Origin of the sequence: Pseudomonas sp. 43(2021), from assembly GCF_017490805.1 — a bacterium.
Lineage (GTDB): Bacteria > Pseudomonadota > Gammaproteobacteria > Pseudomonadales > Pseudomonadaceae > Aquipseudomonas.
On sequence record NZ_JAFGYJ010000003.1, the window covers coordinates 146,517 to 168,341 of the forward strand.

General features: G+C 63.4%; 17 protein-coding genes. 6 read left to right on the plus strand and 11 right to left on the minus strand.

Annotated features, from left to right (window positions below):
• Positions 1 to 119 precede the first annotated feature (119 nt).
• From J5M71_RS03730 to puuE, 5 genes are all read right to left on the minus strand, one after another.
• Entirely contained in the window at positions 120 to 1,475 is a 1,356-nt protein-coding gene (locus J5M71_RS03730) for a nucleobase:cation symporter-2 family protein (RefSeq protein ID WP_207829976.1), read from the minus strand.
• Between the two features lie 210 nt (positions 1,476 to 1,685).
• Positions 1,686 to 3,014, minus strand: a complete 1,329-nt coding sequence (locus tag J5M71_RS03735) for a urate hydroxylase PuuD (protein WP_207829978.1) — start codon at positions 3,012 to 3,014, stop codon at positions 1,686 to 1,688.
• Between the two features lie 59 nt (positions 3,015 to 3,073).
• On the minus strand, positions 3,074 to 3,577 hold the full coding sequence (locus J5M71_RS03740; RefSeq protein WP_012315446.1) for an ureidoglycolate lyase: 504 nt from the start codon (positions 3,575 to 3,577) through the stop codon (positions 3,074 to 3,076).
• Between the two features lie 49 nt (positions 3,578 to 3,626).
• Positions 3,627 to 4,142, minus strand: coding sequence for a 2-oxo-4-hydroxy-4-carboxy-5-ureidoimidazoline decarboxylase (uraD, locus tag J5M71_RS03745; RefSeq protein ID WP_207829980.1), 516 nt, complete (start codon positions 4,140 to 4,142; stop codon positions 3,627 to 3,629).
• Complete coding sequence (gene puuE / locus J5M71_RS03750) at positions 4,142 to 5,068, minus strand: allantoinase PuuE (RefSeq protein ID WP_207829982.1); 927 nt, start codon at positions 5,066 to 5,068, stop codon at positions 4,142 to 4,144. The genes uraD and puuE overlap by 1 nt, the downstream gene beginning before the upstream one ends.
• A 397-nt stretch (positions 5,069 to 5,465) precedes the next feature.
• Here puuE and uraH point away from each other — a divergent pair, with 397 nt between their 5' ends.
• A complete protein-coding gene (gene uraH / locus J5M71_RS03755) occupies positions 5,466 to 5,819 on the plus strand; it encodes a hydroxyisourate hydrolase (RefSeq protein ID WP_003259496.1) in 354 nt (117 codons plus the stop codon).
• A gap of 60 nt (positions 5,820 to 5,879) precedes the next feature.
• Here the strand turns inward: uraH and J5M71_RS03760 are convergent, their stop codons facing one another.
• Both J5M71_RS03760 and J5M71_RS03765 read right to left on the minus strand, forming a co-directional pair.
• The gene (locus J5M71_RS03760; RefSeq protein WP_207829985.1) at positions 5,880 to 6,647 is read right to left on the minus strand and encodes an RHS repeat-associated core domain-containing protein; all 768 of its coding nucleotides are present in this window, start codon (positions 6,645 to 6,647) and stop codon (positions 5,880 to 5,882) included.
• 198 nt (positions 6,648 to 6,845) lie between these two features.
• Positions 6,846 to 8,165, minus strand: coding sequence for an NCS2 family permease (locus J5M71_RS03765; protein WP_233686994.1), 1,320 nt, complete (start codon positions 8,163 to 8,165; stop codon positions 6,846 to 6,848).
• A 312-nt stretch (positions 8,166 to 8,477) separates the two neighbouring features.
• Here J5M71_RS03765 and J5M71_RS03770 point away from each other — a divergent pair, with 312 nt between their 5' ends.
• The gene (locus J5M71_RS03770) at positions 8,478 to 9,233 is read left to right on the plus strand and encodes a GntR family transcriptional regulator (RefSeq protein ID WP_207829990.1); all 756 of its coding nucleotides are present in this window, start codon (positions 8,478 to 8,480) and stop codon (positions 9,231 to 9,233) included.
• Between the two features lie 232 nt (positions 9,234 to 9,465).
• On the plus strand, positions 9,466 to 10,164 hold the full coding sequence (gene aqpZ / locus J5M71_RS03775) for an aquaporin Z (RefSeq protein WP_063912782.1): 699 nt from the start codon (positions 9,466 to 9,468) through the stop codon (positions 10,162 to 10,164).
• Here the strand turns inward: aqpZ and guaD are convergent.
• The 4 genes from guaD to xdhA form a co-directional block, all read right to left on the minus strand.
• Entirely contained in the window at positions 10,161 to 11,465 is a 1,305-nt protein-coding gene (gene guaD / locus J5M71_RS03780; protein ID WP_087499863.1) for a guanine deaminase, read from the minus strand. The two genes, aqpZ and guaD, sit on opposite strands and share 4 nt — an antisense overlap.
• Positions 11,466 to 11,475: 10 nt before the next feature.
• On the minus strand, positions 11,476 to 12,321 hold the full coding sequence (gene xdhC, locus J5M71_RS03785) for a xanthine dehydrogenase accessory protein XdhC (RefSeq protein WP_063912780.1): 846 nt from the start codon (positions 12,319 to 12,321) through the stop codon (positions 11,476 to 11,478).
• A gap of 118 nt (positions 12,322 to 12,439) precedes the next feature.
• Positions 12,440 to 14,839, minus strand: coding sequence for a xanthine dehydrogenase molybdopterin binding subunit (gene xdhB, locus J5M71_RS03790; protein WP_207829993.1), 2,400 nt, complete (start codon positions 14,837 to 14,839; stop codon positions 12,440 to 12,442).
• The gene (xdhA, locus tag J5M71_RS03795) at positions 14,832 to 16,286 is read right to left on the minus strand and encodes a xanthine dehydrogenase small subunit (protein WP_207829995.1); all 1,455 of its coding nucleotides are present in this window, start codon (positions 16,284 to 16,286) and stop codon (positions 14,832 to 14,834) included. Before xdhA ends, xdhB begins: the two co-directional genes overlap by 8 nt.
• 267 nt (positions 16,287 to 16,553) lie before the next feature.
• On the opposite strand from xdhA, the gene J5M71_RS03800 reads away from it, so the two are divergent.
• The 3 genes from J5M71_RS03800 (at position 16,554) to zipA (ending at position 21,802) form a co-directional block, all read left to right on the plus strand.
• On the plus strand, positions 16,554 to 17,213 hold the full coding sequence (locus J5M71_RS03800) for a GntR family transcriptional regulator (RefSeq protein WP_063912777.1): 660 nt from the start codon (positions 16,554 to 16,556) through the stop codon (positions 17,211 to 17,213).
• A 3-nt stretch (positions 17,214 to 17,216) separates the two neighbouring features.
• Positions 17,217 to 20,705 carry a chromosome segregation protein SMC gene (smc, locus tag J5M71_RS03805; protein WP_207829996.1) on the plus strand — a complete coding sequence of 1,163 codons (3,489 nt, stop codon included), beginning with the start codon at positions 17,217 to 17,219 and terminating at the stop codon, positions 20,703 to 20,705.
• 206 nt (positions 20,706 to 20,911) lie between these two features.
• Positions 20,912 to 21,802: a cell division protein ZipA gene (gene zipA / locus J5M71_RS03810; protein ID WP_063912775.1), complete on the plus strand. Its 891-nt coding sequence runs from the start codon at positions 20,912 to 20,914 to the stop codon at positions 21,800 to 21,802.
• The last annotated feature ends 23 nt before the right edge of the window (positions 21,803 to 21,825 follow it).

Genomic DNA, 21,825 nt, shown 5'->3' on the forward strand with positions numbered 1-21,825 from the left:
ATTGTTTTTGTTGGATTTATTTGGCGCGCAGGCGCCCCGGACGGCCCATTCCGGCGGGCCGACGGTGAAGCATTTACGGCGAGGTCAAGGCGGGGGCGACAGCGCGCCGCCCCCTTTGCTCAATGCTGGTGACAGACTTCGTTGTGCACCGCGCGGTCGGCGCCACCGAGGATGTTGAACAGTACGTTCAACACCAGGGCACTGACCGTGGCCATGGCGATGCCACTGTGGGTGATGGGTTCCATCCACTGGGGCATCTGGGCGAAGAACTCCGGTCGCACCACGGGGATCAGCCCGAAGCCGACGCTCACCGCAACCAGCAGCTGGTTGCGACGGTCGCCGATGTCCGCCTCCTGGAGAATCTTGATCCCGGTGGCGGTGACCATGCCGAACATGGCGATGGACGCGCCGCCCAGTACCGCAGGCGGGATCGAGGCAATCAGGAAGGCCGCCTTGGGCAGCAGGCTGAGCAGGATCAGCAGCGCACCGGCCACGATGGTGACGTAGCGGCAGCGCACCCCGGTCATCTGCACCAGGCCGATGTTCTGGGCGAACGAGGAGTGGGTGAAGGTGTTGAAGAAGCCGGCGATGAACGACGCACCGGCATCGCACAGCAGGCCGCGACGCAGCATCCCGGGGGTCACTTCGCGATCGGTCACCTTGCCCAGGGCCAGGAACATGCCGGTGGACTCGACGAAGATGATCACCACCACCAGGCACATGGACAGGATCGGCGCCAGGCTGAAGGTCGGCATGCCGAAGTGCAATGGGGTCACCACTTGCAGCCACGGTGCGTCGTTCAGGCCCGACAGGTCGACCATGCCGATGGAACCGGCCAGGATGTAGCCCAGGCCCATGCCCACCAGCACCGACACGTTGACCCAGAAGCCGCGCATGAAACGGTTGATCAGCAGGATTACCGCCAGCACCAGGCCGGCCACCAGCAGGTAGATCGGCGAGCCGAAGGTGTCTGCCTGGTGGCCGCCACCGGCCCAGTTGACTGCCACCGGGAACAGCGACAGGCCAATCGAGGTGATCACCGTGCCGGTGACCAGTGGCGGGAAGAAGCGTACGACCTTGGACATGAACGGCGCGATCAGCATGCCGAAGAACCCGGCGGCGATGGTCGCGCCGAAGATCCCCTGCAGGCCCACGCCGGGCATGCCGGCCATGGCTACCATGCTGCCGACGGCAGCGAAACTGGCACCCATCATCACCGGCATGCGGATGCCCACCGGGCCGATGCCGAATGACTGGATGATGGTAGCGACGCCGGCGACCAGCAGGTCGGCGTTGATCAGGAAAGCGACTTCTTCACGGGACAACCCGGCGGCCTGGCCGATGATCAACGGCACGGCGATCGCGCCGCCGTACATCAGCAGAACGTGTTGCAGGCCAACCAGGATCAGTTGGAACAGGGGCAAGGGCTCGCGCGGCGGCGCAACTGGGATGTACGCCTTGCGTGACTCGGACATGCAGCACCTCGAGTTTTGTTTTTATTCTCGGATCCAAGCGGCAGCGCCAGGCGGCAGGCTCCCGGTGAAGAGAGCCTGGGGTTCCCGCCTGACGCTGAACGCTCGATGCTTGCTTGTTGCGTGAATCTTCAAGTTCGAGGCCGGGATTGCCGGCCTCTTCGCGGGTGAACCCGCTCCCACAGGGAGCGGTGTTATCCCGACCATTGTGTTTCAGTTGACCGGGGCGCCTTTGGCGATCCAGTCGCCGACGAGCTTGCGCTCTTCGGTGGTCATCTGGGTGATGTTGCCCAGCGGCATGATCTGGCTGGCGACCGCTTGCGCCTGGATGCGCGCGGCCTGGGCCTGGATCTGTTGCGGGGTGTCGAACATCACGCCGGCAGGGGCGGCGCTGAACAGTGGGCTGGTCGGCTTCGACGAGTGGCACACGGTGCAGCGTTCCTGGATGACATTGTGGATCTTGTCGAAGCTCTCGCCGCCAGCCTGGGCCGTAGCCTGGGCAGGGGCTGCAGCCGGCGCGGCAGGCGCTGCGGCAGCCTTGGCGGCGTCCTCGGCGCGTTGCTCGGCAGCGGTCTTGCCACCTACGGCGGTCGCGGGCAGTGGCTGGTACTCGATCTTCGCCGCGGCTTGCTCAGGGCTCACGGCCATCGGTTTCGGACCGGTGACGTAGGCCAGGCAGATCATCGCCAGGGCACCGACCGGCAGGGTCCAGGCGTACTTGTTGCTGTCGTGGCGGGTGTTGAAGTAGTGGCGGATCAGGACCGCGGCTACAGCGATACCGGCCAGGATCAGCCAGTTGTACTGGCTACCGTAGGTGCTCGGGAAGTGGTTGCTGATCATGATGAACAGCACCGGCAGGGTGAAGTAGTTGTTGTGGCGCGAGCGCAGCAGGCCCTTGGCCGGCAGTACCGGGTCGGGCGTCTGGTTGTTCTCGATAGCCGCCACCAGCTGGCGCTGGGCCGGCATGATGATGCGGAACACGTTACCGACCATGATGGTGCCGATGATCGCGCCGGTGTGCAGGTATGCACCACGGCCGCTGAACACCAGGCTGAAGCCCCAGCATGCGGCGATGATCAGCACGAACAGTACGGCACCGAGCAGCGCTGGCTTCTTGCCCAGGGGCGAGTCGCACAGGAAGTCGTAGATGAACCAGCCGGCGATCAGCGAGCCGATACCGATGGCCACGCCTTCGGCACCGCTAAGGGTGCTGCCAGGGGCCAGCAGGTACAGGGCCGGGTTCCAGTAGAACACCACGCACAGCAGGGCGATACCGGACATCCAGGTGAAGTAGGCTTCCCATTTGAACCAGTGCAGGTTCTCGGGCATTTTCGGGGGGGCGAGCTTGTATTTCTCCAGGTGGTAGATACCACCGCCGTGAATTGCCCAGAGATCACCCGACAACCCATCGCGCGGGTTGCTTCGGTTCAGGTGGTTCTCCAGCCAGACGAAGTAGAACGATGCACCGATCCAGGCTACGCCGGTGATCATGTGAACCCAGCGAATGCTCAGGTTCAGCCATTCGTGAAGGTGTGCTTCCACAGTATGTACCTCTTGCCGGTCACCCGCTCGGGCAATGCCCTTGAATGACCGACCTTTTCTTATTGGTGGGGATTGAGGATCAGCATCTGTTCCTCGGTGAAGTAATGCTCGTCGCAGTTGTTGCCGGAACCACTGCGATCAACCACCAGGAAGTCATCCCGCTTTTCGATCGTCAGCACCGGGTGGTGCCAGACGCCGCGATGGTAATTAACGCCCTGCCTGCCGTTGCTGCGGAAGGCGCGGACCAAGCCTGATACAGGTGCATCGCCAACGGGCGCGACCACGATCAGAAAGGGGTTGCCGAGCAGCGGGATGAAAGCCTGGCTGCCCAGCGGATGGCGTTCCAGCATGCGCACGGTCAGCGGCATGTCCAGCGCGTCGGCGCGGAAGATGCTGATGATCGCCTTGTCTTCAGGCTCGGCGGTTTCGACCGTGGCGAGCTTGTGGAAGCGCATGGTCGAGCCGTTGTTGATCATGAAGTGGTCGCTGCCGTCGGTTTCGATCACGTCTCCGAAGGGAGCGAAGGCTTCTTTGGTCAGGGGCTCGATCATCAGGGTGCGCATGCGGATATCTCTTCTATTGTTCGTGTTCTGAATAAGGTTCGGCGGTCGCTTACAGCTGCAACAGGCGGAACAGGGCGATCAGGTTGATCTGCGCCAGGGCTTCCTTGAATTCGGCATCGGCATCGTTGTGGATGCGTTTTTCGAAGGAGGCGAGGATCTGGTGCCGGTTGCTGCCCTTGACCGCCATGATGAACGGGAACTGGAACTTGGCCTTGTAGGCATCGTTCAGTTCGGTGAAGCGGGCGAACTCTTCGGCGGTGCACTGGTGGATCCCGGCGCCTGCCTGTTCATTGGTGCTCGATTCGGTCAGCTCGCCCTGGATGGCGGCCTTGCCGGCCAGGTCCGGGTGAGCGTTGATCAGCGCCAGCTGGTCGGCGTGGTTGGCGCTGAGCAGGATGTCGCTCATGCGCTGGTGCAGCGCCTCGATCTCGTCCAGCTCGCCCAGCTGGCCCAGGTCATAGGCCCTTTCGGCGACCCACGGCGAGTGCTCGTAGATGTCGGCGAAAGCCTTGACGAAGGCGTCACGGCCCAGGGTGGATGGCTTGAGGGTGTTGAAGGCGGTCATCAGGCATTCTCTTTCTTGTACGGGTGGGTGGCGTGCCAGTGGCGGGCGATGTCCACGCGACGGGCGAACCAGACCTGGTCATGGCTTTTTGCGTAATCGACGAAGCGCTTCAGTGCGGCCAGGCGCGCCGGGCGGCCGACCAGGCGGCAGTGCAGGCCGATGGACAGCATCTTCGGTGCCTCGGCACCTTCGGCGTACAGCACATCGAAGGCGTCCTTCAGGTACTGGAAGAACTGCTCGCCGCAGTTGAAACCCTGTACCTGGGTGAAGCGCATGTCGTTGGTGTCCAGGGTGTAAGGGATCACCAGGTGCGGCTTGCCGGTAGGGTTGTTCGGCTCCCAGTAGGGCAGGTCGTCGTCATAGGTGTCGCTGTCGTACAGGAAGCCGCCTTCCTCCATCACCAGGCGACGGGTGTTCGGGCCGGTGCGGCCGGTGTACCAGCCCAGCGGGCGCTCGCCGGTGATTTCGGTGAGGATGCGGATGGCTTCGAGCATGTGCTCGCGCTCCTGGGCCTCGTCCATGTACTGGTAGTCGATCCAGCGGTAGCCGTGGCTGCAGATTTCATGGCCGGCCTGGGCCATGGCGCGGATCACGTCGGGGTGGCGCTGGGCGGCCATGGCCACGGCGAAGATGGTCAGCGGCACGCCGCTGTCCTTGAACAGCTTCAGCAGGCGCCACACACCGGCGCGGCTGCCGTATTCGTACAGCGATTCCATGCTCATGTTGCGCACGCCCTGCAGTGGCTGGGCGGCGACCATTTCAGAGAGGAATGCTTCGGATTCCTTGTCTCCGTGCAGGATGTTGCGTTCGCCACCTTCCTCGTAGTTGAGGACGAAAGACAGCGCGATGCGAGCGTTGCCCGGCCATTGCGGGTGAGGAGGGTTGTTGCCGTAACCGATCAGGTCGCGAGGGTAGTCAGCGCTCACTGCAGTCTTCCTTCTTGTGCGTTTGTGCGGGGGTGGGCGGGCCGCGTCGGGATGTCGCACCACCGGATGGGCTGATTGTATACAACTTCTGAAATCTTTTGTAAGCCTGTTTTTCCGCATTTCTTCCCTTTTGTCGCCTTGCAGCGACCTGGAAAAACAGTGCAAGAAACCTGCCTGATTGGTCAGCAAATGACATCGGGGTCGGCCAGGTGCCTGCATTTGCGACCGATGGGTCGTTTATGGGCATGAAACCTGGGTCGTGACAGAAGGGATCAAAAAATTGTGTACAATTTTGCGATGGAATGTCTTAATGGGGCATTCCCGCACATCGCAGGCCCTTTGGCGTGATGATGGCCGTGTATTTTTTGCCCACAGATTGAACAAGAGGCGACAAGCAATGGGACGTTTGACCACACACGTACTGGATGCCGCGCATGGCTGCCCGGGCAGCTCGATCAAGGTCGAGCTGTACCGTGTCGAAGGCCAGCAGCTGGAGCTGGTGAACACCGCCCTGACCAACAGCGATGGCCGCGTCGACGCGCCGCTGCTGCAGGGGGACGACTACCGCACGGGTGTTTATCAACTGCAGTTCAGTGCTGGCGACTACTATCGCGCCCGTGGCGTGCAACTGCCGGCCCAGGCGTTTCTGGATGTTGTCGTGCTGCGCTTTGGCATCGACGAGCAGCAGGAGCACTACCACGTGCCGCTGCTGATCTCGCCGTACAGCTATTCGACCTATCGTGGAAGCTAGTTGGTCGCTAGAAGAATCTTCGTAGGTCCTTTGGCCCGCTCTCACACTGGCGGGCTTTTTTTATTGTCGGATTGACGCGGTTTGTCGCGTGAAGTCTTGTGTCAGCATGCTTCCGGTCTTGTAGCTCACATGGTCCAGGACGCCTGCGCCGGCCGCGCCCGCAGCATTGAACAGGGCCCCGGTCAAGGTGCCGGGTTGACGGGTTTTGGCGAAGCCAATGAGCCAGCCTGCAGCGCTGTAACCGTAAAGGGTGGTATTGCTCTGGTCCGACCAGGTCCCGTCTATGTAGTACCGGGCCTGGCGCTCGGTCAGCGAGGCATCACCCCAGGTCGCCAGATTGAAGTTGACGCCGTTTACCGAGTCGTTGAACGGTCGTCTAGCCTGATTGGCGTTTTGCATGAGGGTGGTTCGTTCCAGGGGGAACTCGTGCTGCGGTACTGGCCCTCGCGTCAGTGCATGCTTGCCTGTCGTGTACACATCGCCGACAAACTCTGCGTTCATCTTGCCTGCTGCCGCAGCGCCGCCACCCACTGCAATCTTCAGTGCAGTTTTCACGAGCTGTCGCCATTTCCCGCTTGGGTCCCGCCAGTTGACCGGGTCGTTGCCACAGTAGGCATAGTGGTTTATCCCGCCTCGGTTGAAGGGGGCCTGGGTGTCAGGGCTGTGGAACCTCTGCAGCGTCGGGCTGTACATGCGATGGCCGTTACCCAGCGGGTAAAGACCGCTAATGACGTGTTGAATTTCGCCATTGAAACCCAGCAGGTTGTTGGCGGGCGTAGCGTGACCAAAAGGTGCATAGGCGCGGGCAGACTTTGTCGAATCTCGCATTGGGCCAGCCTCCACTCGTATTCGGTAGCATTTGTATCAAGCCCCTGCGCACCTTGCACCTGACAGAAATATCAGCCTGACGCGGTCAATGTGAGAGCGGCCTTGCGTCGCGAAAGGGCTGCGCAAGGCCGCTCCCACAGGGGCCGCGCCGAGGAGGACAAAAGGGCGCCGAAGCGCCCTTGTCTGGTGCGGTGAGGGTCAGAGGAACACGAACTTGGCAATGAAGATCGCGCACAGCACCCACAGGCTGGCGGAGATTTCCTTGTACTTGCCGGTACCTGCCTTCAACGCCACATAGCTGATGAAGCCCAGGGCAATACCATCGGCGACCGAGAAGGTCAGCGGCATCATGATTACCGTGACGATCGCCGGAATGCTGTCGGTGGCTTCGTCCCAGTGGATGTGCGCCATGCTGCCCATCATCAGCATTGCCACGTAAATAAGCGCGCCGGCCGTCGCGTAGGCTGGAATCATCCCGGCCAGCGGGGCGAAGAACATCGCGGCGATGAACAGCAGGCCGACCACCACTGCAGTCAGGCCAGTACGACCGCCCGCCGCTACACCCGCAGCACTTTCCACATAGCTGGTCACCGGCGGCACACCCACCACGGCACCGAACACGCTCGAAGCACTGTCCGCCTTCAACGCCCGCGACAGGTTTTCAATCCGCCCGTCCGGCGCCACCAGGTTGGCCCGCTGGGCCACGCCCATCAGGGTGCCAGCGGTGTCGAACATGTGCACGAACAGGAACGCCAGCACCACGCTGATCATGCTGACGTTGAACACGCCGGCCACGTCCATGGCCATCCAGGTCGGTGCCAGGCTCGGCGGCATCGACATCACACCGCCGAATTTCACCAGGCCCAGGCCCCAGCCGGCCAGGGTGACGCCGATGATGCTGATCAGGATGGCGCCGAATACCCGCTTGTAGCTGAGGATGGCGATCAGCAGGAAGCACACGGCCGCCAGCAGCGGCCCCGGCTCATGCAGCGAGCCCAGCTTGATCAGGGTGGCCGGGCTGTCGACGATGATGCCTGCCGTCTTCAGGCCGATCAGCCCGAGAAACAATCCGACGCCGGCCCCCATGGCATGGCGCAGGCTGACCGGGATGCTGTTGAGCAACCATTCGCGCACTTTCGACAAGGTCAGGAACATGAACAGCACGCCCGAGACGAATACCGCCCCCAGTGCCGTTTCCCAGTTGTAGCCCATGGTGCCGACCACGGTGTAGGTGAAGAAGGCGTTAAGCCCCATGCCCGGCGCCAGGCCCACCGGCCAGTTGGCGTACAGGCCCATCAACAGGCAGCCCAGCGCGGCGGCGATGCAGGTGGCGACAAAGGCGGCACCGTGGTCGATGCCAGCGTCGGCCATGATGTTGGGGTTGACAAAGATGATGTAGGCCATGGTGATGAAGGTGGTCACCCCGGCGATCATTTCGGTTCTGACGGTGCTGCCGTGTTGCTTGAGTTTGAAAATCCGCTCCAGCCAGCTCGTTTCGAGCGGTGGAGCGAGATCCAGCGTAGGGGCTTCGGATTTGCGGCTTTCCACAGCGGGTACTCCTCAAGTCTTTCTTGTTGTTCTGGAGCCGGGGGCCTGCGCAATGCACTTGGCGGCTCCGCGAGGGAAGGCAGACGTCTGACCTGTTTGTTGACTTGTGGGTCAAGAAGTTGCTCGGTGGATTATGCTTTTGTGTACAAAAAATGCAAATACTGTTTTATCTTTTGTGTGCGCAATGCGTCGTACAACGGCTATATAGGTAAAAGGCCACCTGCAGAAACGGCTCAGCCTGTGTACAATGGCGCCATACTTTCCTTCGTGCCTCGAGAGCCCATGAACGAACAGCTGCAACCTCTGAAGAAACCTGCGCGTACCGGCAAGGCTGGCCGCAGTGGTACCCAGGACGACATCGTCTACGCGCATATTTTCGAGGCGATCCTCGAGCAGCGTCTGGCACCGGGCACCAAGTTGAGCGAGGAAGCGCTGGGCGAGATCTTCGGTGTCAGCCGCACCATCATCCGCCGTGCCTTGTCGCGCCTGGCCCACGAAAGCGTGGTGCTGTTGCGGCCGAACCGCGGCGCGGTGGTCGCCAGCCCGACGGTGGAAGAGGCTCGCCAGGTGTTCTTCTCGCGGCGCATGGTCGAACGGGCCATTACCGAACTGGCCGTGCAGCACGCTACCGTCGAGCAGCTCAACGAGCTGCGGCAGATGGTGCGCGAGGAGCGCGACAGCTTTTCCCGTGGCGACCGCGGTGCGGGCATTCGCCTTTCCGGCGAATTCCACCTCAAGCTGGCCGAGGCCGCAGGTAATGCGCCGCTGGTCAGCTTCCAGCGCAGCCTGGTGTCGCAGACCTCGCTGATCATTGCCCAGTACGAAAGCGGCAACCGCTCGCATTGCTCGTATGACGAGCACATGCAGTTGATCGATGCCATCGAGGCGCGCGATGCCGAGCAGGCGGTGAGCCTGATGATGCACCACATGGACCACATCGACAGCAAGCTGAACCTGGACGAGGAGAGTGCCTCGGACGATCTGCATGCGGTGTTCTCGCATCTGCTGAAAAAGCCCAAGGTTTCTGCCAAGGGTTGATCGTTTGCTGAAGTGAAAGTAGTGCGCCGTTGTGGGAGCGGGTTCACCCGCGAACACCGGCGCAGCCGGTGCCATACACCGTGTCGCCTTGTTCGCGGGTAAACCCGCTCCCACAAGCAGTACGGCCATCTCTCGCAGTTGACCAAACGTCTGCTAAATTCTTGTGAGCAAACCTTCATCAAGCAGTTGGGCTTGCGCGTCCGTTGCGTTCAACTTCTTGAGGAAAGGATTCATGAGCATGTCCCTCGGTAAACGCATGGGGGCCGAACTGGTCGGCACCTTCTGGCTGGTACTTGGTGGCTGTGGCAGTGCGGTACTCGCCGCCAGTTCCCCCGTCGGCATCGGTGTACTCGGTGTCGCCTTCGCCTTTGGCCTCACCGTGCTGACCATGGCCTTCGCCATTGGCCATATCTCCGGCTGCCACCTCAACCCCGCCGTGTCGTTCGGGCTGGTGGTGGGCGGGCGCTTCCCGGCCAAAGAGCTGCTGCCCTACGTGATCGCCCAGGTGATCGGCGCCATCCTGGCGGCGGGTGTGATCTACCTCATCGCCAGCGGCAAGGCAGGTTTCGAGCTGTCTTCGGGATTGGCCTCGAACGGCTACGCCGACCACTCGCCTGGCGGCTACACGCTCGGGGCAGGTTTTGTCAGTGAAGTGGTGATGACGGCGATGTTCCTGGTGGTGATCATGGGCGCCACCGACGCCCGGGCACCGGCGGGCTTTGCGCCTATCGCCATCGGCCTGGCCCTGACCCTGATCCACCTGATTTCGATCCCGGTGACCAACACCTCGGTCAACCCCGCGCGTAGCACGGGGCCGGCCTTGTTCGTCGGTGGCTGGGCCCTGCAACAGCTGTGGCTGTTCTGGGTGGCGCCGCTGATCGGTGCTGCAATCGGCGGCGCGCTGTACCGGGGCCTGGCAAAAGAACCTTAGCGCTGATGCACGCAACGCCCTGCGGCGTAGGTTTCGCGCACAGTGCGGTCGTCACCGAGGGTGGTGAGCACGAACAGGGTTTCTTCGATGCTGTTGGACTGCTGGATGCGGTAGTCCAGCAGTGGTGTGGCCTTGTAGTCCAGCACCACGAAGTCGGCATCGTTACCCGGGCGCAGGCTGCCGATGCGGTCGTCCAGGCGCAGCGCGCGGGCGCCGCCGAGGGTGGCCAGGTACAGTGACTTGTAAGGGTGCAGGCGCGCGCCCTGCAGTTGCATCACCTTGTACGCTTCGTTCAGGGTGTTGAGCAGCGAGAAACTGGTGCCGGCGCCAACGTCTGTGCCCAGGCCCACGTTGACCTTGAAGCGCTCGGCCTGGGGCAGGTTGAACAGGCCGCTGCCGAGGAACAGGTTGGAGGTGGGGCAGAAGGCCACGGCCGAGCCGGTTTCGGCCAGGCGCTGGCATTCGTCATCGCACAGGTGCACGCCATGGGCGAACACCGAGCGCTCGCCCAGCAGCTCGAAGTGGTCGTATACGTCGAGGTACCCCTTCTGCTCAGGGAACAGCGACTTGACCCAATCGATTTCCTTGAGGTTTTCCGACAGGTGCGTGTGCATGTACACGCCCGGGTGCTCCTTGAGCAGTTGGCCCGCCAGTGCCAGCTGTTCAGGCGTACTGGTCGGGGCGAAGCGCGGGGTGACTGCATAGTGCAGGCGGCCCTTGCCATGCCAGCGTTCGATCAGTGCCTTGCTTTCGGTATAGCCGGACTCGGCGGTGTCGGTCAGGTAGTCCGGAGCGTTGCGGTCCATCATTACCTTGCCGGCGATCAGGCGCAGGTCCAGGCGCTCGGCCTCTTCGAACAGGGCATTGACCGATTCCGGGTGCACGCTGCCGAACACCAGGGCGGTGGTGGTGCCATTGCGCAGCAGTTCCTTGAGGAAGATCTTCGCCACCTGGTCGGCGTGATCCTTGTCGGCGAACTGCTTTTCGCAAGGGAAGGTGTAGGTGTTCAGCCAGTCCAGCAGCTGTTCGCCGTAGGAGCCGATCATGCCGGTCTGCGGGAAATGGATGTGAGTGTCGATGAAGCCCGGGGTGATCAGCGCGTCCTGGTAGTGTTCGACCGGGATATCGGCGTCCAGGGTCGGCAGCAGTTCGGCAGCGTGGCCAACGGCGCGAATGCGGCCATCGTCGACCACCAGCAGGCCGTCCTCGAAATATTCATGGGAAGCCTCCAGGCCCACCTCGGCCGGGTCGGCGATGCTGTGCAGGATGGCGGCACGGTAGGCTTTGCGGGTAACGGTCATAACACACTCGTCAAATGGCTTGGCTGCGCCGGGAGGGCGGCAGCAACTGGGCAATGGGGCCGGCATTGGCGGCAGCGTCGTGCTGGCCGAAGCAGGCGTTGTAGGTGGCGATGATTTCACCGGCGATGGATACGGCGATCTCGATGGGCAGCTTGCCCTTGACCTCGGCCAGGCCCATCGGGCAGCGCATGCGCGCCATCACCGCATCGTCGTAGCCGCGCTCGCGCAGGCGGTGCTCGAACTTGACCCGTTTGGTCTTCGAGCCGATCAGGCCGAACCAGGTGAAGTCGTTGCGCTTGAGAATGGCGGCAGTCAGTTCCAGGTCGAGCTGGTGGTTGTGGGTCATGACGATGCAATAGCAGCCTGGCGGTAGCTCGGCCACTTCGTCGACCGGCTCCTCGCTGACCACCTTGGTCACCCCGTCGGGGATCAGGGCAGGGAACTCCTGCTCGCGCGAATCGATCCAGCGCACCCGGCAGGGCAGCGCGGCGAGCAAGGGTACCAGAGCGCGGCCGACATGGCCCGCGCCGAACACGGCGATCTGCGCCTGCACCGCGGCCATGGGTTCGAACAGCAGCACAGTGACGCCGCCGCAGCACTGGCCAAGGCTGGCACCGAGGCTGAAGCGTTCCAGGTGCGGGGTGGTGCGGTGCTCTTCGAGCATCTGCCGGGCGATGTGCAGGGCCTTGTATTCCAGGTGGCCGCCGCCGATGGTGTCGAACAGGCCGCTGGCGCTGACGACCATTTTCGAGCCGGCATTGCGCGGGGTCGAGCCGCGTTCCTCGATGATGGTAACGAGCACGCAAGCTTCGCCACGGGACTGGTGGTCGGCGAGGGCGTTGATCCATTGGTGCATGATGCAACCTCTCTATAGTTGCGTCGCGATCCCTGTGGGAGCGGCTTCACCCGCGAATGCGGCGGTGAAGCCACTATCGCATTCGCGGGTAAACCCGCTCCCACAGGGCCCTGCATTGTCAGTGAGACACGGTTTCCAGTTCCGGCTCGGCAGGTTGCGCGGCAGCCACCGCCTTGCGCATCTGCTCGCACCCCCACAACACCCGCTCCGGCGTCGCCGGTGCATCCACCTGTGGCTGCACGCGGTAATCGGCGATGCTGGCCACGGCGTCCTTGATCGCGCACCAGGCGGCGATGCCGAGCATGAACGGCGGCTCGCCCACGGCCTTGGAGTGGAACACGGTGTCTTCGGGGTTCTTGCGGTTCTCCACCAGCTTTACCCGCAAATCCAGCGGCATGTCGGCCACTGCCGGGATCTTGTAGCTGGCCGGGCCGTTGGTCATCAGCTTGCCCTTGGCATTCCACACCAGCTCTTCGGTGGTCAGCCAGCCCATGCCCTGGATGAAGCCGCCTTCCACCTGGCCGATGTCGATGGCCGGGTTCAGCGAATCACCCACATCGTGCAGGATGTCGGCGCGCAGCATCTTGTATTCGCCGGTCAGGGTGTCGACCAGCACTTCCACGCAGGCAGCGCCGAAGGCGAAGTAATAGAACGGCCGGCCGCGCGCCTGGCTGCGGTCGTAGTAGATCTTCGGCGTGCGGTAGAAACCGGTGCTGGACAGTGACACCTGGGCGAAGTAGGCCTGTTGCACCAGCTGCTCGAAGCTGACGATCTGGTCGCGTACGCGCACATGACCGTTGCGGAACTCGACGTCTTCCTCGGTCACCTGATAGTGCCGCGCAGCGAACTCGGTCAGGCGCTTCTTGAGGATTTCGGCCGCGTTCTGCGCCGCCTTGCCGTTCAGGTCGGCACCGCTGGAAGCGGCGGTCGGCGAGGTGTTGGGCACCTTGTCGGTATTGGTGGCGGTGATCTGGATGCGGCTGAAATCGACCTGGAAGATCTGCGCCACCACCTGCGCCACCTTGGTGTTCAGGCCCTGGCCCATTTCGGTGCCACCGTGGTTCAGGTGAATGCTGCCGTCGGTGTAGATATGGATCAGCGCACCGGCCTGGTTGAGGAAGGTGGCGGTGAACGAAATGCCGAACTTGACCGGCGTCAGCGCCAGGCCCTTCTTCAGGATCGGGCTGTTGGCGTTGAAGCGGCGGATCGACTCGCGGCGCTCGGCATAGTCGCTGCTGGCCTCCAGCTCGGCGGTCATCTCTTCGAGCATGTTGTGCTCGACGGTCTGGTAGTAGTGGGTGACGTTGCGCTCGGTCTTGCCGTAATAGTTGGCCTTGCGCACCGCCAGTGGGTCGCGGCCCAGGTGGCGGGCGATGTGGTCCATCACCTGCTCGATGGCGACCATCCCCTGTGGCCCGCCGAAGCCGCGGTAGGCGGTGTTGGAGGCGGTGTTGGTCTTGCAGCGGTGGCCGTGCACGGTGGCATCGCCCAGGTAGTAGGCGTTGTCGGAGTGGAACATGGCGCGGTCAACGATCGAACCGGACAGGTCGGGCGAGTAGCCGCAGTTGCCGGCCAGGTCGAAGTTGATGCCGTGCAGGCGCCCGTCATCGTCGAAGCCCACGTCGTACTCGACGTAGAACGGGTGGCGCTTGCCGGTCATGGTCATGTCTTCGACCCGTGGCAGGCGCATCTTGGTTGGCTGGCCGGTCAGGCGCGCCACCACGGCGCACAGGCACGCCGGGCTGGCGGCCTGGGTTTCCTTGCCGCCAAAACCACCACCCATGCGGCGCATGTCCAGCACCACCTTGTTCATTGGCACGTCGAGTACTTCAGCGACCAGTTTCTGCACTTCGGTGGGGTTCTGCGTGGAGCAGTAGACGATCATGCCGCCGTCTTCGGTGGGCATCACCGAGGAAATCTGCGTCTCCAGGTAGAAGTGCTCCTGGCCACCGATGTGCAGGGTACCCTGGATGCGGTGTGGGGCACTGGCCAGGGCAGCAGCGGAATCGCCACGCTGGTGGGTGTGGCTGTCGAGCACGAAGTGCTTCTTGCGGAACGCCTCTACCACATCCAGCACCGGCTCCAGGTCTTCATACTCGACGATGGCGGCCATGGCCGCACGGCGTGCGGTGTCGAGGTCGCGGGCGGCCACGGCGAGCACCGGCTGGCCGAAGAACTCGACCTTGTCGATGGCCAGCAGCGGGTCGCCGGCCACCACCGGGCCGATGTCCTTGAGGCCGGGAATGTCTTCGTGGGTGATGGCGATGCGCACGCCCTCGAAGGCATAGCACGGCGTGGTGTCGATGCGCAGGATGCGTGCATGGGCGCGGTCGGCGGTGCGCGCATAGACGTGCAGCTGGTTGGGGAATTCCAGGCGATCGTCGATGTACACCGCCTCGCCGGACACATGCTTGTCGGCGCTGTCGTGCTTGACGCTGCGGCCGACCCCGGTGGTCAGGTCCTGGCTGAACAGTTCGGCCATCTCGGCCTGGCTCTTGGCTACGTGATGGTTAGACATAAGCGGTCACCCGGGTCTCGATGTACGGCGTTTGCTGTTCGATAAAGTACTTGCGCAGCAGGTTCTGCGCGGTCAGCAGGCGGTATTCCTTGCTGGCGCGGAAGTCGCTGAGCGGGGTGAAGTCTTCGGCCAGGGCCTGGCAGGCGCGCTCGATGGCCGCCTGGTTCCATGGCTTGCCGCGCAGCGCCGCTTCGCAGGCACGGGCCCGTTTGGGGATTGCCGCCATGCCGCCGAAGGCAATGCGCACGCCGCTGACCACGCCGTCTTCGATGCTGAGGTTGAAGGCACCGCACACGGCGGAAATGTCATCGTCCAGTCGCTTGGACACCTTATAGGCGCGGAACGCCCAGTCGCTGGTGGCGCGCGGCACGATGATCTTCTCGATGAACTCGCTGTCCTGGCGGGCAGTGATGCGGTAGTCGATGAAGTAGTCTTCCAGTGGCATCACTCGCTGACGCTCGCCCTGGCGCAGGACGATCTGCGCGTCCAGGGCAATCAGTAGGGGTGGTGAGTCGCCAATCGGCGAGGCGTTGCCGATATTGCCGCCCAGGGTGCCCTGGTTGCGGATCTGCAGCGAGGCGAAACGGTGCAGCAGGGCACCGAAGTCGGGGTATTCCTCGTTCAGCGCGCCGTAGCAGTCGGTGAGCGGGGTGGCGGCGCCGATTTCCAGGTGGCTGGCGGTTTTCTCGATGCGCTTGAGTTCGGCCACATGGCCGACGTAGATCATCACCGGCAAGGTCTTGTGGAACTGGGTGACTTCCAGGGCCAGGTCGGTGCCGCCGGCCAGCAGCCGCGCTTCGGGGTGCGAGCTGTACAGGTCGGCCAGGTCGGCCACGGTCAGTGGCACCAGGCAGCGCTTGTCGCCGCTGTTGAGCTCGCCGGTCTGGGTTGGCGCAATGGCCTTGAGGCGGCTGATGGTCTGCGCCTGCTGGGCGTCGAACTGGTCGCGGCAGGGCTGGCGGCAGCTCTGCTCGGCGGCATCGAGGATCGGCCGGTAGCCGGTGCAGCGGCACAGGTTGCCGGCCAGGGCTTCCTGGGCCTGGTGCAGGTCGGGGCCGTTGCTGTTCTTCTGCAGGGCGAACAGCGACATGACGAAGCCGGGGGTACAGAAGCCGCACTGCGAGCCATGGCAATCGGCCATGGCCTGTTGCACGCTGTGCAGCTGGCCCTGGTGCTTGAGGCCCTCGACGCTGATCAGTTGCTTGCCGTGCAGCGACGAAACGAAGGTCAGGCACGAGTTGAGGCTGCGGTAGCGCAGGCTGTCGTTGCCCTGGTCGTCCTGGGTCAGCTCGCCGACCACCACGGTGCAGGCGCCGCAGTCGCCACTGGCGCAGCCCTCCTTGGTGCCAGGTTTGCCCAGGTGCTCGCGCAGGTACTGCAGCACCGTCATGTTCGGGTCCAGGGCATGCTCACTACGCAATTCCTGGTTGACGAGAAACTGGATCACGGGGATGGCCTCGCAATGGTTTTATTGTTGTTGGGCGGACTCTAAGCAAGACCTGTCCTGCTGGTCAATAATTTTCTGACTCAAAGGTCAGGAAATTGCTCGTGCCGCTGCCCAACGGCTCACATTGCCATATGCCAAGCATAGATCGCGCCGGGCACGTGACTGCCTTGCAGGTCAAATAAACCGCCAGGCCCCTCTGCGCGATTACCGGCCAAGTACGCTACAATCCGCCACTTGTGCCCAGTTCAATGATTTTGAAGGAAAACCATGACGTTCAAGGCCCCGGACAGCCTCTCCGAGCAGATTGCCGATTACCTGGCCGAACGCATCATCCGTGGCGAGCTGGCGCCAGGCGAGCGTATCCAGGAGCAGAAGGTCACCCAGGCACTCAACGTCAGCCGCGGCTCGGTGCGCGAAGCGCTGCTGATCCTCGAACGCCGCCACCTGGTGGCGATCCTGCCGCGCCGGGGTGCCCACGTGACCGTGCTCGACGAGCGCAGTGTGCGCAGCCTGTGCGCACTGATGGGTGAGTTCTACATCCTGCTGGGTAACGCGGTTGCGCAAAAATGGCGCACCGATGCCGACCTGCGCCCGTTCCTGGAGATCCAGCAGCGCCTGCAGCGGGCCCATGACCAGCTGGACATCAAGGCCTTCGTCGCCGACAGCTTCGCGGTCATGCGGGCGGCCTATCCGTTCGCCGACAACCCGTTCCTGCAGGAAACCGTGGAAAACCTGCAGCCGGCCATGAGCCGTGCCTATTACCTGTCGCTGGACCAGCGCCAGGCCAACATGATCGACTACCTGGACCTGTTCGCCCGCCTGCTCGACGCAGTGGTCGCCCGTGACCTGCCGCGCATTCGCGAGGTGCTCACCGCCTACGGCCAGCGCAGCTGCGAACTGGTGCTGGCGGCGTTGGCCCGAGGCTGACCGATGCGCCTGAAGTGCATTCGCCTGGCCGGGTTCAAGTCGTTCGTCGACCCGACCACGGTCAACTTCCCCAGCAACATGGCGGCCGTGGTCGGCCCCAACGGCTGTGGCAAGTCCAACATCATCGATGCCGTGCGCTGGGTGATGGGGGAGAGTTCGGCAAAGAACCTGCGCGGCGAGTCGATGACCGATGTCATCTTCAACGGCTCCAGTGGCCGCAAGCCGGTCAGCCAGGCCAGCATCGAGCTGGTGTTCGACAACAGCGAAACCACCCTGGTCGGCGAATATGCCGCCTATGCCGAGATCTCGATCCGCCGCAAGGTCACCCGCGACGGGCAGAACAGCTACTACCTCAACGGTACCAAGTGCCGCCGGCGCGATATCACCGACATTTTCCTTGGTACCGGCCTGGGGCCGCGCAGCTACTCGATCATCGAGCAGGGCATGATCTCCAAGCTGATCGAGGCCAAGCCCGAGGAGCTGCGCAACTTCATCGAGGAAGCCGCCGGCATTTCCAAGTACAAGGAACGCCGCCGTGAAACCGAGAACCGCATCCGCCGCACCCAGGAAAACCTGGCGCGCCTGACCGACCTGCGCGAAGAGCTGGAGCGCCAGCTGGAGCGCCTGCACCGCCAGGCCCAGGCGGCCGAGAAGTACCGCGAATACAAGGCCCAGGAACGCCAGCTGAAGGCACGCCTGTCGGCCTTGCGCTGGCGCGACCTGGACGAGCGGGTGCGCCAGCGCGAGGCAGTGATCGGCGACCAGGATGTGTCCCATGAGGCGCTGGTGGCCGAGCAGCGCAATGCCGATGCCAGCATCGAGCGCCTGCGCGATGGCCATCACGAATTGTCCGAGCGCTTCAACCAGGTGCAGGGCCGCTTCTACTCGGTGGCCGGTGATATCGCCCGGGTCGAGCAGAGCATCCAGCACGGCCAGCAGCGCCTGCGCCAGTTGCAGGATGACTTCAAGGAGGCCGAGCGCACGCGCCTGGAGACCGAATCGCACCTGGGCCATGACCGTACCCTGCTGGCTACCTTGGGCGAAGAGCTGGCCATGCTCGAACCCGAGCAGGAAATGACCCTGGCCGCTGCCGAAGAAGCTGCCGCCGCCCTTGAAGAGGCCGAGCTGGGCATGCACGGCTGGCAGGAGCAGTGGGACAGCTTCAACAGCCGTTCCGCCGAGCCGCGCCGCCGAGCCGAAGTGCAGCAGGCGCGCCTGCAGCAGCTGGAAGCCAGCCTGGAGCGCCAGGCCGAGCGCCAGCGCAAGCTGGCAGAAGAGCGTGAGCTGCTGGGCAGCGACCCGCAGGATGCGGCCATGCTCGAACTGGCCGAGCAGCTGGCCAGCAGCGAAATGTTGCTGGAAGAGTTGCAGCTGTCCGAAGAGCAGGTGGTCGAGCGCCTGGAAGGCGCGCGTGAGCAATTGCAACAGGCCACCCAGGCCCAACAGCAGGCACAGGGCGACTTGCAACGCCTGGGCGGCCGCCTGGCCTCGCTCGAAGCCTTGCAGCAGGCTGCCCTGGAGCCGGGTGCAGGTGCTGCGGACTGGCTGCAGGGCCAGGGCCTGGAGCAGCAGCCGCGGCTGGCTGAAGGGTTGCGGGTAGAGCCGGGCTGGGAGCTTGCGGTAGAAACCGTGCTCGGTGCCGATCTGCAGGCAGTGCTGGTGGACGACTTCAATAACCTCGATTTTGCCGGCCTGGAGCAGGGCGAGTTGCGCTTGCTGGTGGCGAGCGGTACTGGCTCGTCGCTGCCCGGCAGCCTGCTGGAAAAGGTTGAAGGCCGTGTCGACCTGGCGCCCTGGCTGGGCCAGGTCAAGCCCGTGGAAGGCCTTGCCCAGGCGCTGGCACAGCGCGCGTCGCTCGGCGAAGGCCAGAGCCTGGTCAGCCGCGATGGCTACTGGGTTGGCCGACATTTCCTGCGGGTGCGCCGTGGCGGCGAAGCCGAAGGCGGCGTGCTGGCACGCGGCCAGGAGATCGAGCGCCTGGGCCAGGAGCAACTGGAGCAGGAAGCGGCGCTGGAGCAGTCGGAGCAGCAACTGCAGGCCCTGCGTGGGCAGCAGCTGGAGCTGGAAGAACAGCGTGAACAGCTGCGCCGTCGCACCCAGGAAGAAAACCGCCTGCACGGCGAGCTGAAGGCCAGCCTGTCGGCCAGCCGTGCGCGTGCCGAGCAGGTCGAGTTGCGCCGCCTGCGCCTGCAGGAAGAGCTGGCCGAACTGGAAGAGCAGCGTGCCTTGGAGCATGAGCAACTGGGCGAAGCCCGCTTGCTGCTGCAGGAGGCCCTGGAGCTGATGGCCCAGGACACCGAGCAGCGCGAGCAGTTGATGGCCCGCCGCGACACCCTGCGCGAAAGCCTCGATCGCGTGCGCCAGGAGGCCCGCCAGCACAAGGATCACGCCCACCAGCTGGCTGTGCGCCTGGGCTCGCTGCGTGCCCAGCACGACTCCACCCGGCAGGCCCTGGAGCGCCTGGAGCAGCAGGCCGCGCGCCTGACCGAGCGCCAGGAGCAACTGAGCCTGAACCTGGAGGAGGGCGAGGCCCCCCAGGAAGAACTGCGCCTGAAGCTGGAAGAGCTGCTGGAGCGGCGCATGAGCGTCGACGAGGAAATGCGCCAGGCCCGCCTGCACATGGATGAGGCCGACCGCGAACTGCGTGACGCCGAGAAGCGCCGCACCCAGGCCGAGCAGCAGGCTCAACTGCTGCGCGGCCAGCTGGAGCAGCTGCGCCTGGAGTGCCAAGGCCTGGATGTACGGCGCAAGACCTTGCAGGAGCAGTTGCTGGCCGATGGCTACGACCTGCAAGGCGTGCTTGCCACCCTTGAGGCCGAGGCCAGCGAGCAAGGCACCGAACAGGAGCTTGAGCAGCTCGAGGCGCGTATCCAGCGCCTGGGGGCGATCAACCTGGCGGCCATCGAAGAGTACGAACAGCAGTCCGAGCGCAAGCGTTACCTGGACGCCCAGGACGCCGACCTGGTCGAAGCGCTGGAGACCCTGGAAAACGTCATTCGCAAGATCGACAAGGAAACCCGCAACCGCTTCAAGGATACCTTTGATCAGATAAATGCCGGATTACAGGCACTTTTCCCAAAAGTTTTCGGTGGTGGCAGCGCTTATCTGGAACTGACGGGCGAAGATCTACTCGATACAGGGGTGACGATCATGGCGCGACCACCGGGCAAGAAGAACAGCACCATCCATCTGCTGTCCGGCGGCGAGAAGGCACTGACCGCATTGGCGCTGGTGTTTGCCATCTTCAAGTTGAACCCCGCACCGTTCTGCATGCTCGACGAGGTCGACGCGCCGCTGGACGATGCCAACGTCGGGCGTTATGCCCGCCTGGTCAAGGAAATGAGTGAAAGCGTGCAGTTCATCTACATCACCCATAACAAGATTGCCATGGAGATGGCGGATCAATTGATGGGGGTGACCATGCATGAACCGGGCTGTTCACGGCTGGTTGCCGTCGACGTGGAGGAGGCTATGGCCATGGTCGACGCCTGATGCTGGACGACAAGGGCACATTCTGTAGTGAAATGCCCCCGCCATGTGCGACAGACGGTGTAAAGTTGTCTTTGGTCGTGCTAGCTTAATGTCACTCGTTTTTTGCGTGGGTAAAAACGCCTGTCAGAACATAGAGTTGGCGCCACGTGTTAAAGGGCTTTGAACCCTTTGTTTTCAAGCATATTTTTATAGAGGCACGGGATTACATGGAAATCGGTCTGCGCGAGTGGCTGATCGTCATCGGCATCATTGTCATTGCCGGGATTCTTTTCGACGGCTGGCGCCGCATGCGCGGCGGAAAAGGCAAGTTGAAATTCCGTCTGGATCGCAGTTATTCCAACCTGCCGGACGAAGAGGGCAATGCCGAAGTGCTTGGCCCGTCGCGAGTGCTGGATACCCACAAGGAGCCTGAGCTGGACGAAAGCGACCTGCCGTCGCTCAGCGCTTCTGCGCGTGACCGCGAGCGCGAGCCCAAGCCGGCCAAGGCCAACAAGCGCGGCAAGCGCGCCACCGCTGCTGCGGATGCGCAGCAGGGTGACCTGAACCTGAGCGCCGAGCCACGCGAACCCGACCTGTTTGCCGAAAGCGATGACGACTTTGCCGCGGAAAATACCCGCAGCAATGGTGCGGCGCCTGCCAGCAGCAGCGTCAAGGAGCTGCCGCCGGCCGAGGAAGTGCTGGTGATCAGCGTGATCTCCCGCGACGAGGGCGGCTTCAAGGGCCCGGCGCTGCTGCAGAACATTCTGGAAAGCGGCCTGCGCTTCGGCGAAATGGACATCTTCCACCGTCACGAGAGCATGGCCGGTCACGGCGAAGTGCTGTTCTCCATGGCCAACGCCGTCAAGCCTGGCGTGTTCGACCTGGACGACATCGACCACTTCAGCACCCGTGCGGTGAGCTTCTTCCTCGGCCTGCCGGGCCCGCGTCATCCGAAGCAGGCCTTCGACGTGATGGTGGCTGCGGCGCGCAAGCTGGCCCATGAACTGAACGGTGAGCTCAAGGACGACCAGCGCAGCGTGCTGACCGCCCAGACCATCGAGCACTACCGCCAGCGCATCGTCGAGTTCGAGCGCCGTGCGCTGACCCAGAAGCGCTGACAGATCCAGACGAAAGAGCAGCC

What these genes read in the sequence shown, in the direction of transcription:
- uraH (WP_003259496.1), top strand. Translation starts at nt 5,466, where the DNA reads ATGGGACGTTTGACCACACACGTACTGGATGCCGCGCATGGCTGCCCG.
- J5M71_RS03800 (WP_063912777.1), top strand. Translation starts at nt 16,554, where the DNA reads ATGACGTTCAAGGCCCCGGACAGCCTCTCCGAGCAGATTGCCGATTAC.
- xdhC (WP_063912780.1), bottom strand. Translation starts at nt 12,321, where the DNA reads ATGCACCAATGGATCAACGCCCTCGCCGACCACCAGTCCCGTGGCGAA.
- zipA (WP_063912775.1), top strand. Translation starts at nt 20,912, where the DNA reads ATGGAAATCGGTCTGCGCGAGTGGCTGATCGTCATCGGCATCATTGTC.
- xdhB (WP_207829993.1), bottom strand. Translation starts at nt 14,839, where the DNA reads ATGTCTAACCATCACGTAGCCAAGAGCCAGGCCGAGATGGCCGAACTG.
- uraD (WP_207829980.1), bottom strand. Translation starts at nt 4,142, where the DNA reads ATGACCGCCTTCAACACCCTCAAGCCATCCACCCTGGGCCGTGACGCC.
- guaD (WP_087499863.1), bottom strand. Translation starts at nt 11,465, where the DNA reads ATGACCGTTACCCGCAAAGCCTACCGTGCCGCCATCCTGCACAGCATC.
- aqpZ (WP_063912782.1), top strand. Translation starts at nt 9,466, where the DNA reads ATGAGCATGTCCCTCGGTAAACGCATGGGGGCCGAACTGGTCGGCACC.
- J5M71_RS03730 (WP_207829976.1), bottom strand. Translation starts at nt 1,475, where the DNA reads ATGTCCGAGTCACGCAAGGCGTACATCCCAGTTGCGCCGCCGCGCGAG.
- smc (WP_207829996.1), top strand. Translation starts at nt 17,217, where the DNA reads ATGCGCCTGAAGTGCATTCGCCTGGCCGGGTTCAAGTCGTTCGTCGAC.
- J5M71_RS03760 (WP_207829985.1), bottom strand. Translation starts at nt 6,647, where the DNA reads ATGCGAGATTCGACAAAGTCTGCCCGCGCCTATGCACCTTTTGGTCAC.
- J5M71_RS03770 (WP_207829990.1), top strand. Translation starts at nt 8,478, where the DNA reads ATGAACGAACAGCTGCAACCTCTGAAGAAACCTGCGCGTACCGGCAAG.
- J5M71_RS03740 (WP_012315446.1), bottom strand. Translation starts at nt 3,577, where the DNA reads ATGCGCACCCTGATGATCGAGCCCCTGACCAAAGAAGCCTTCGCTCCC.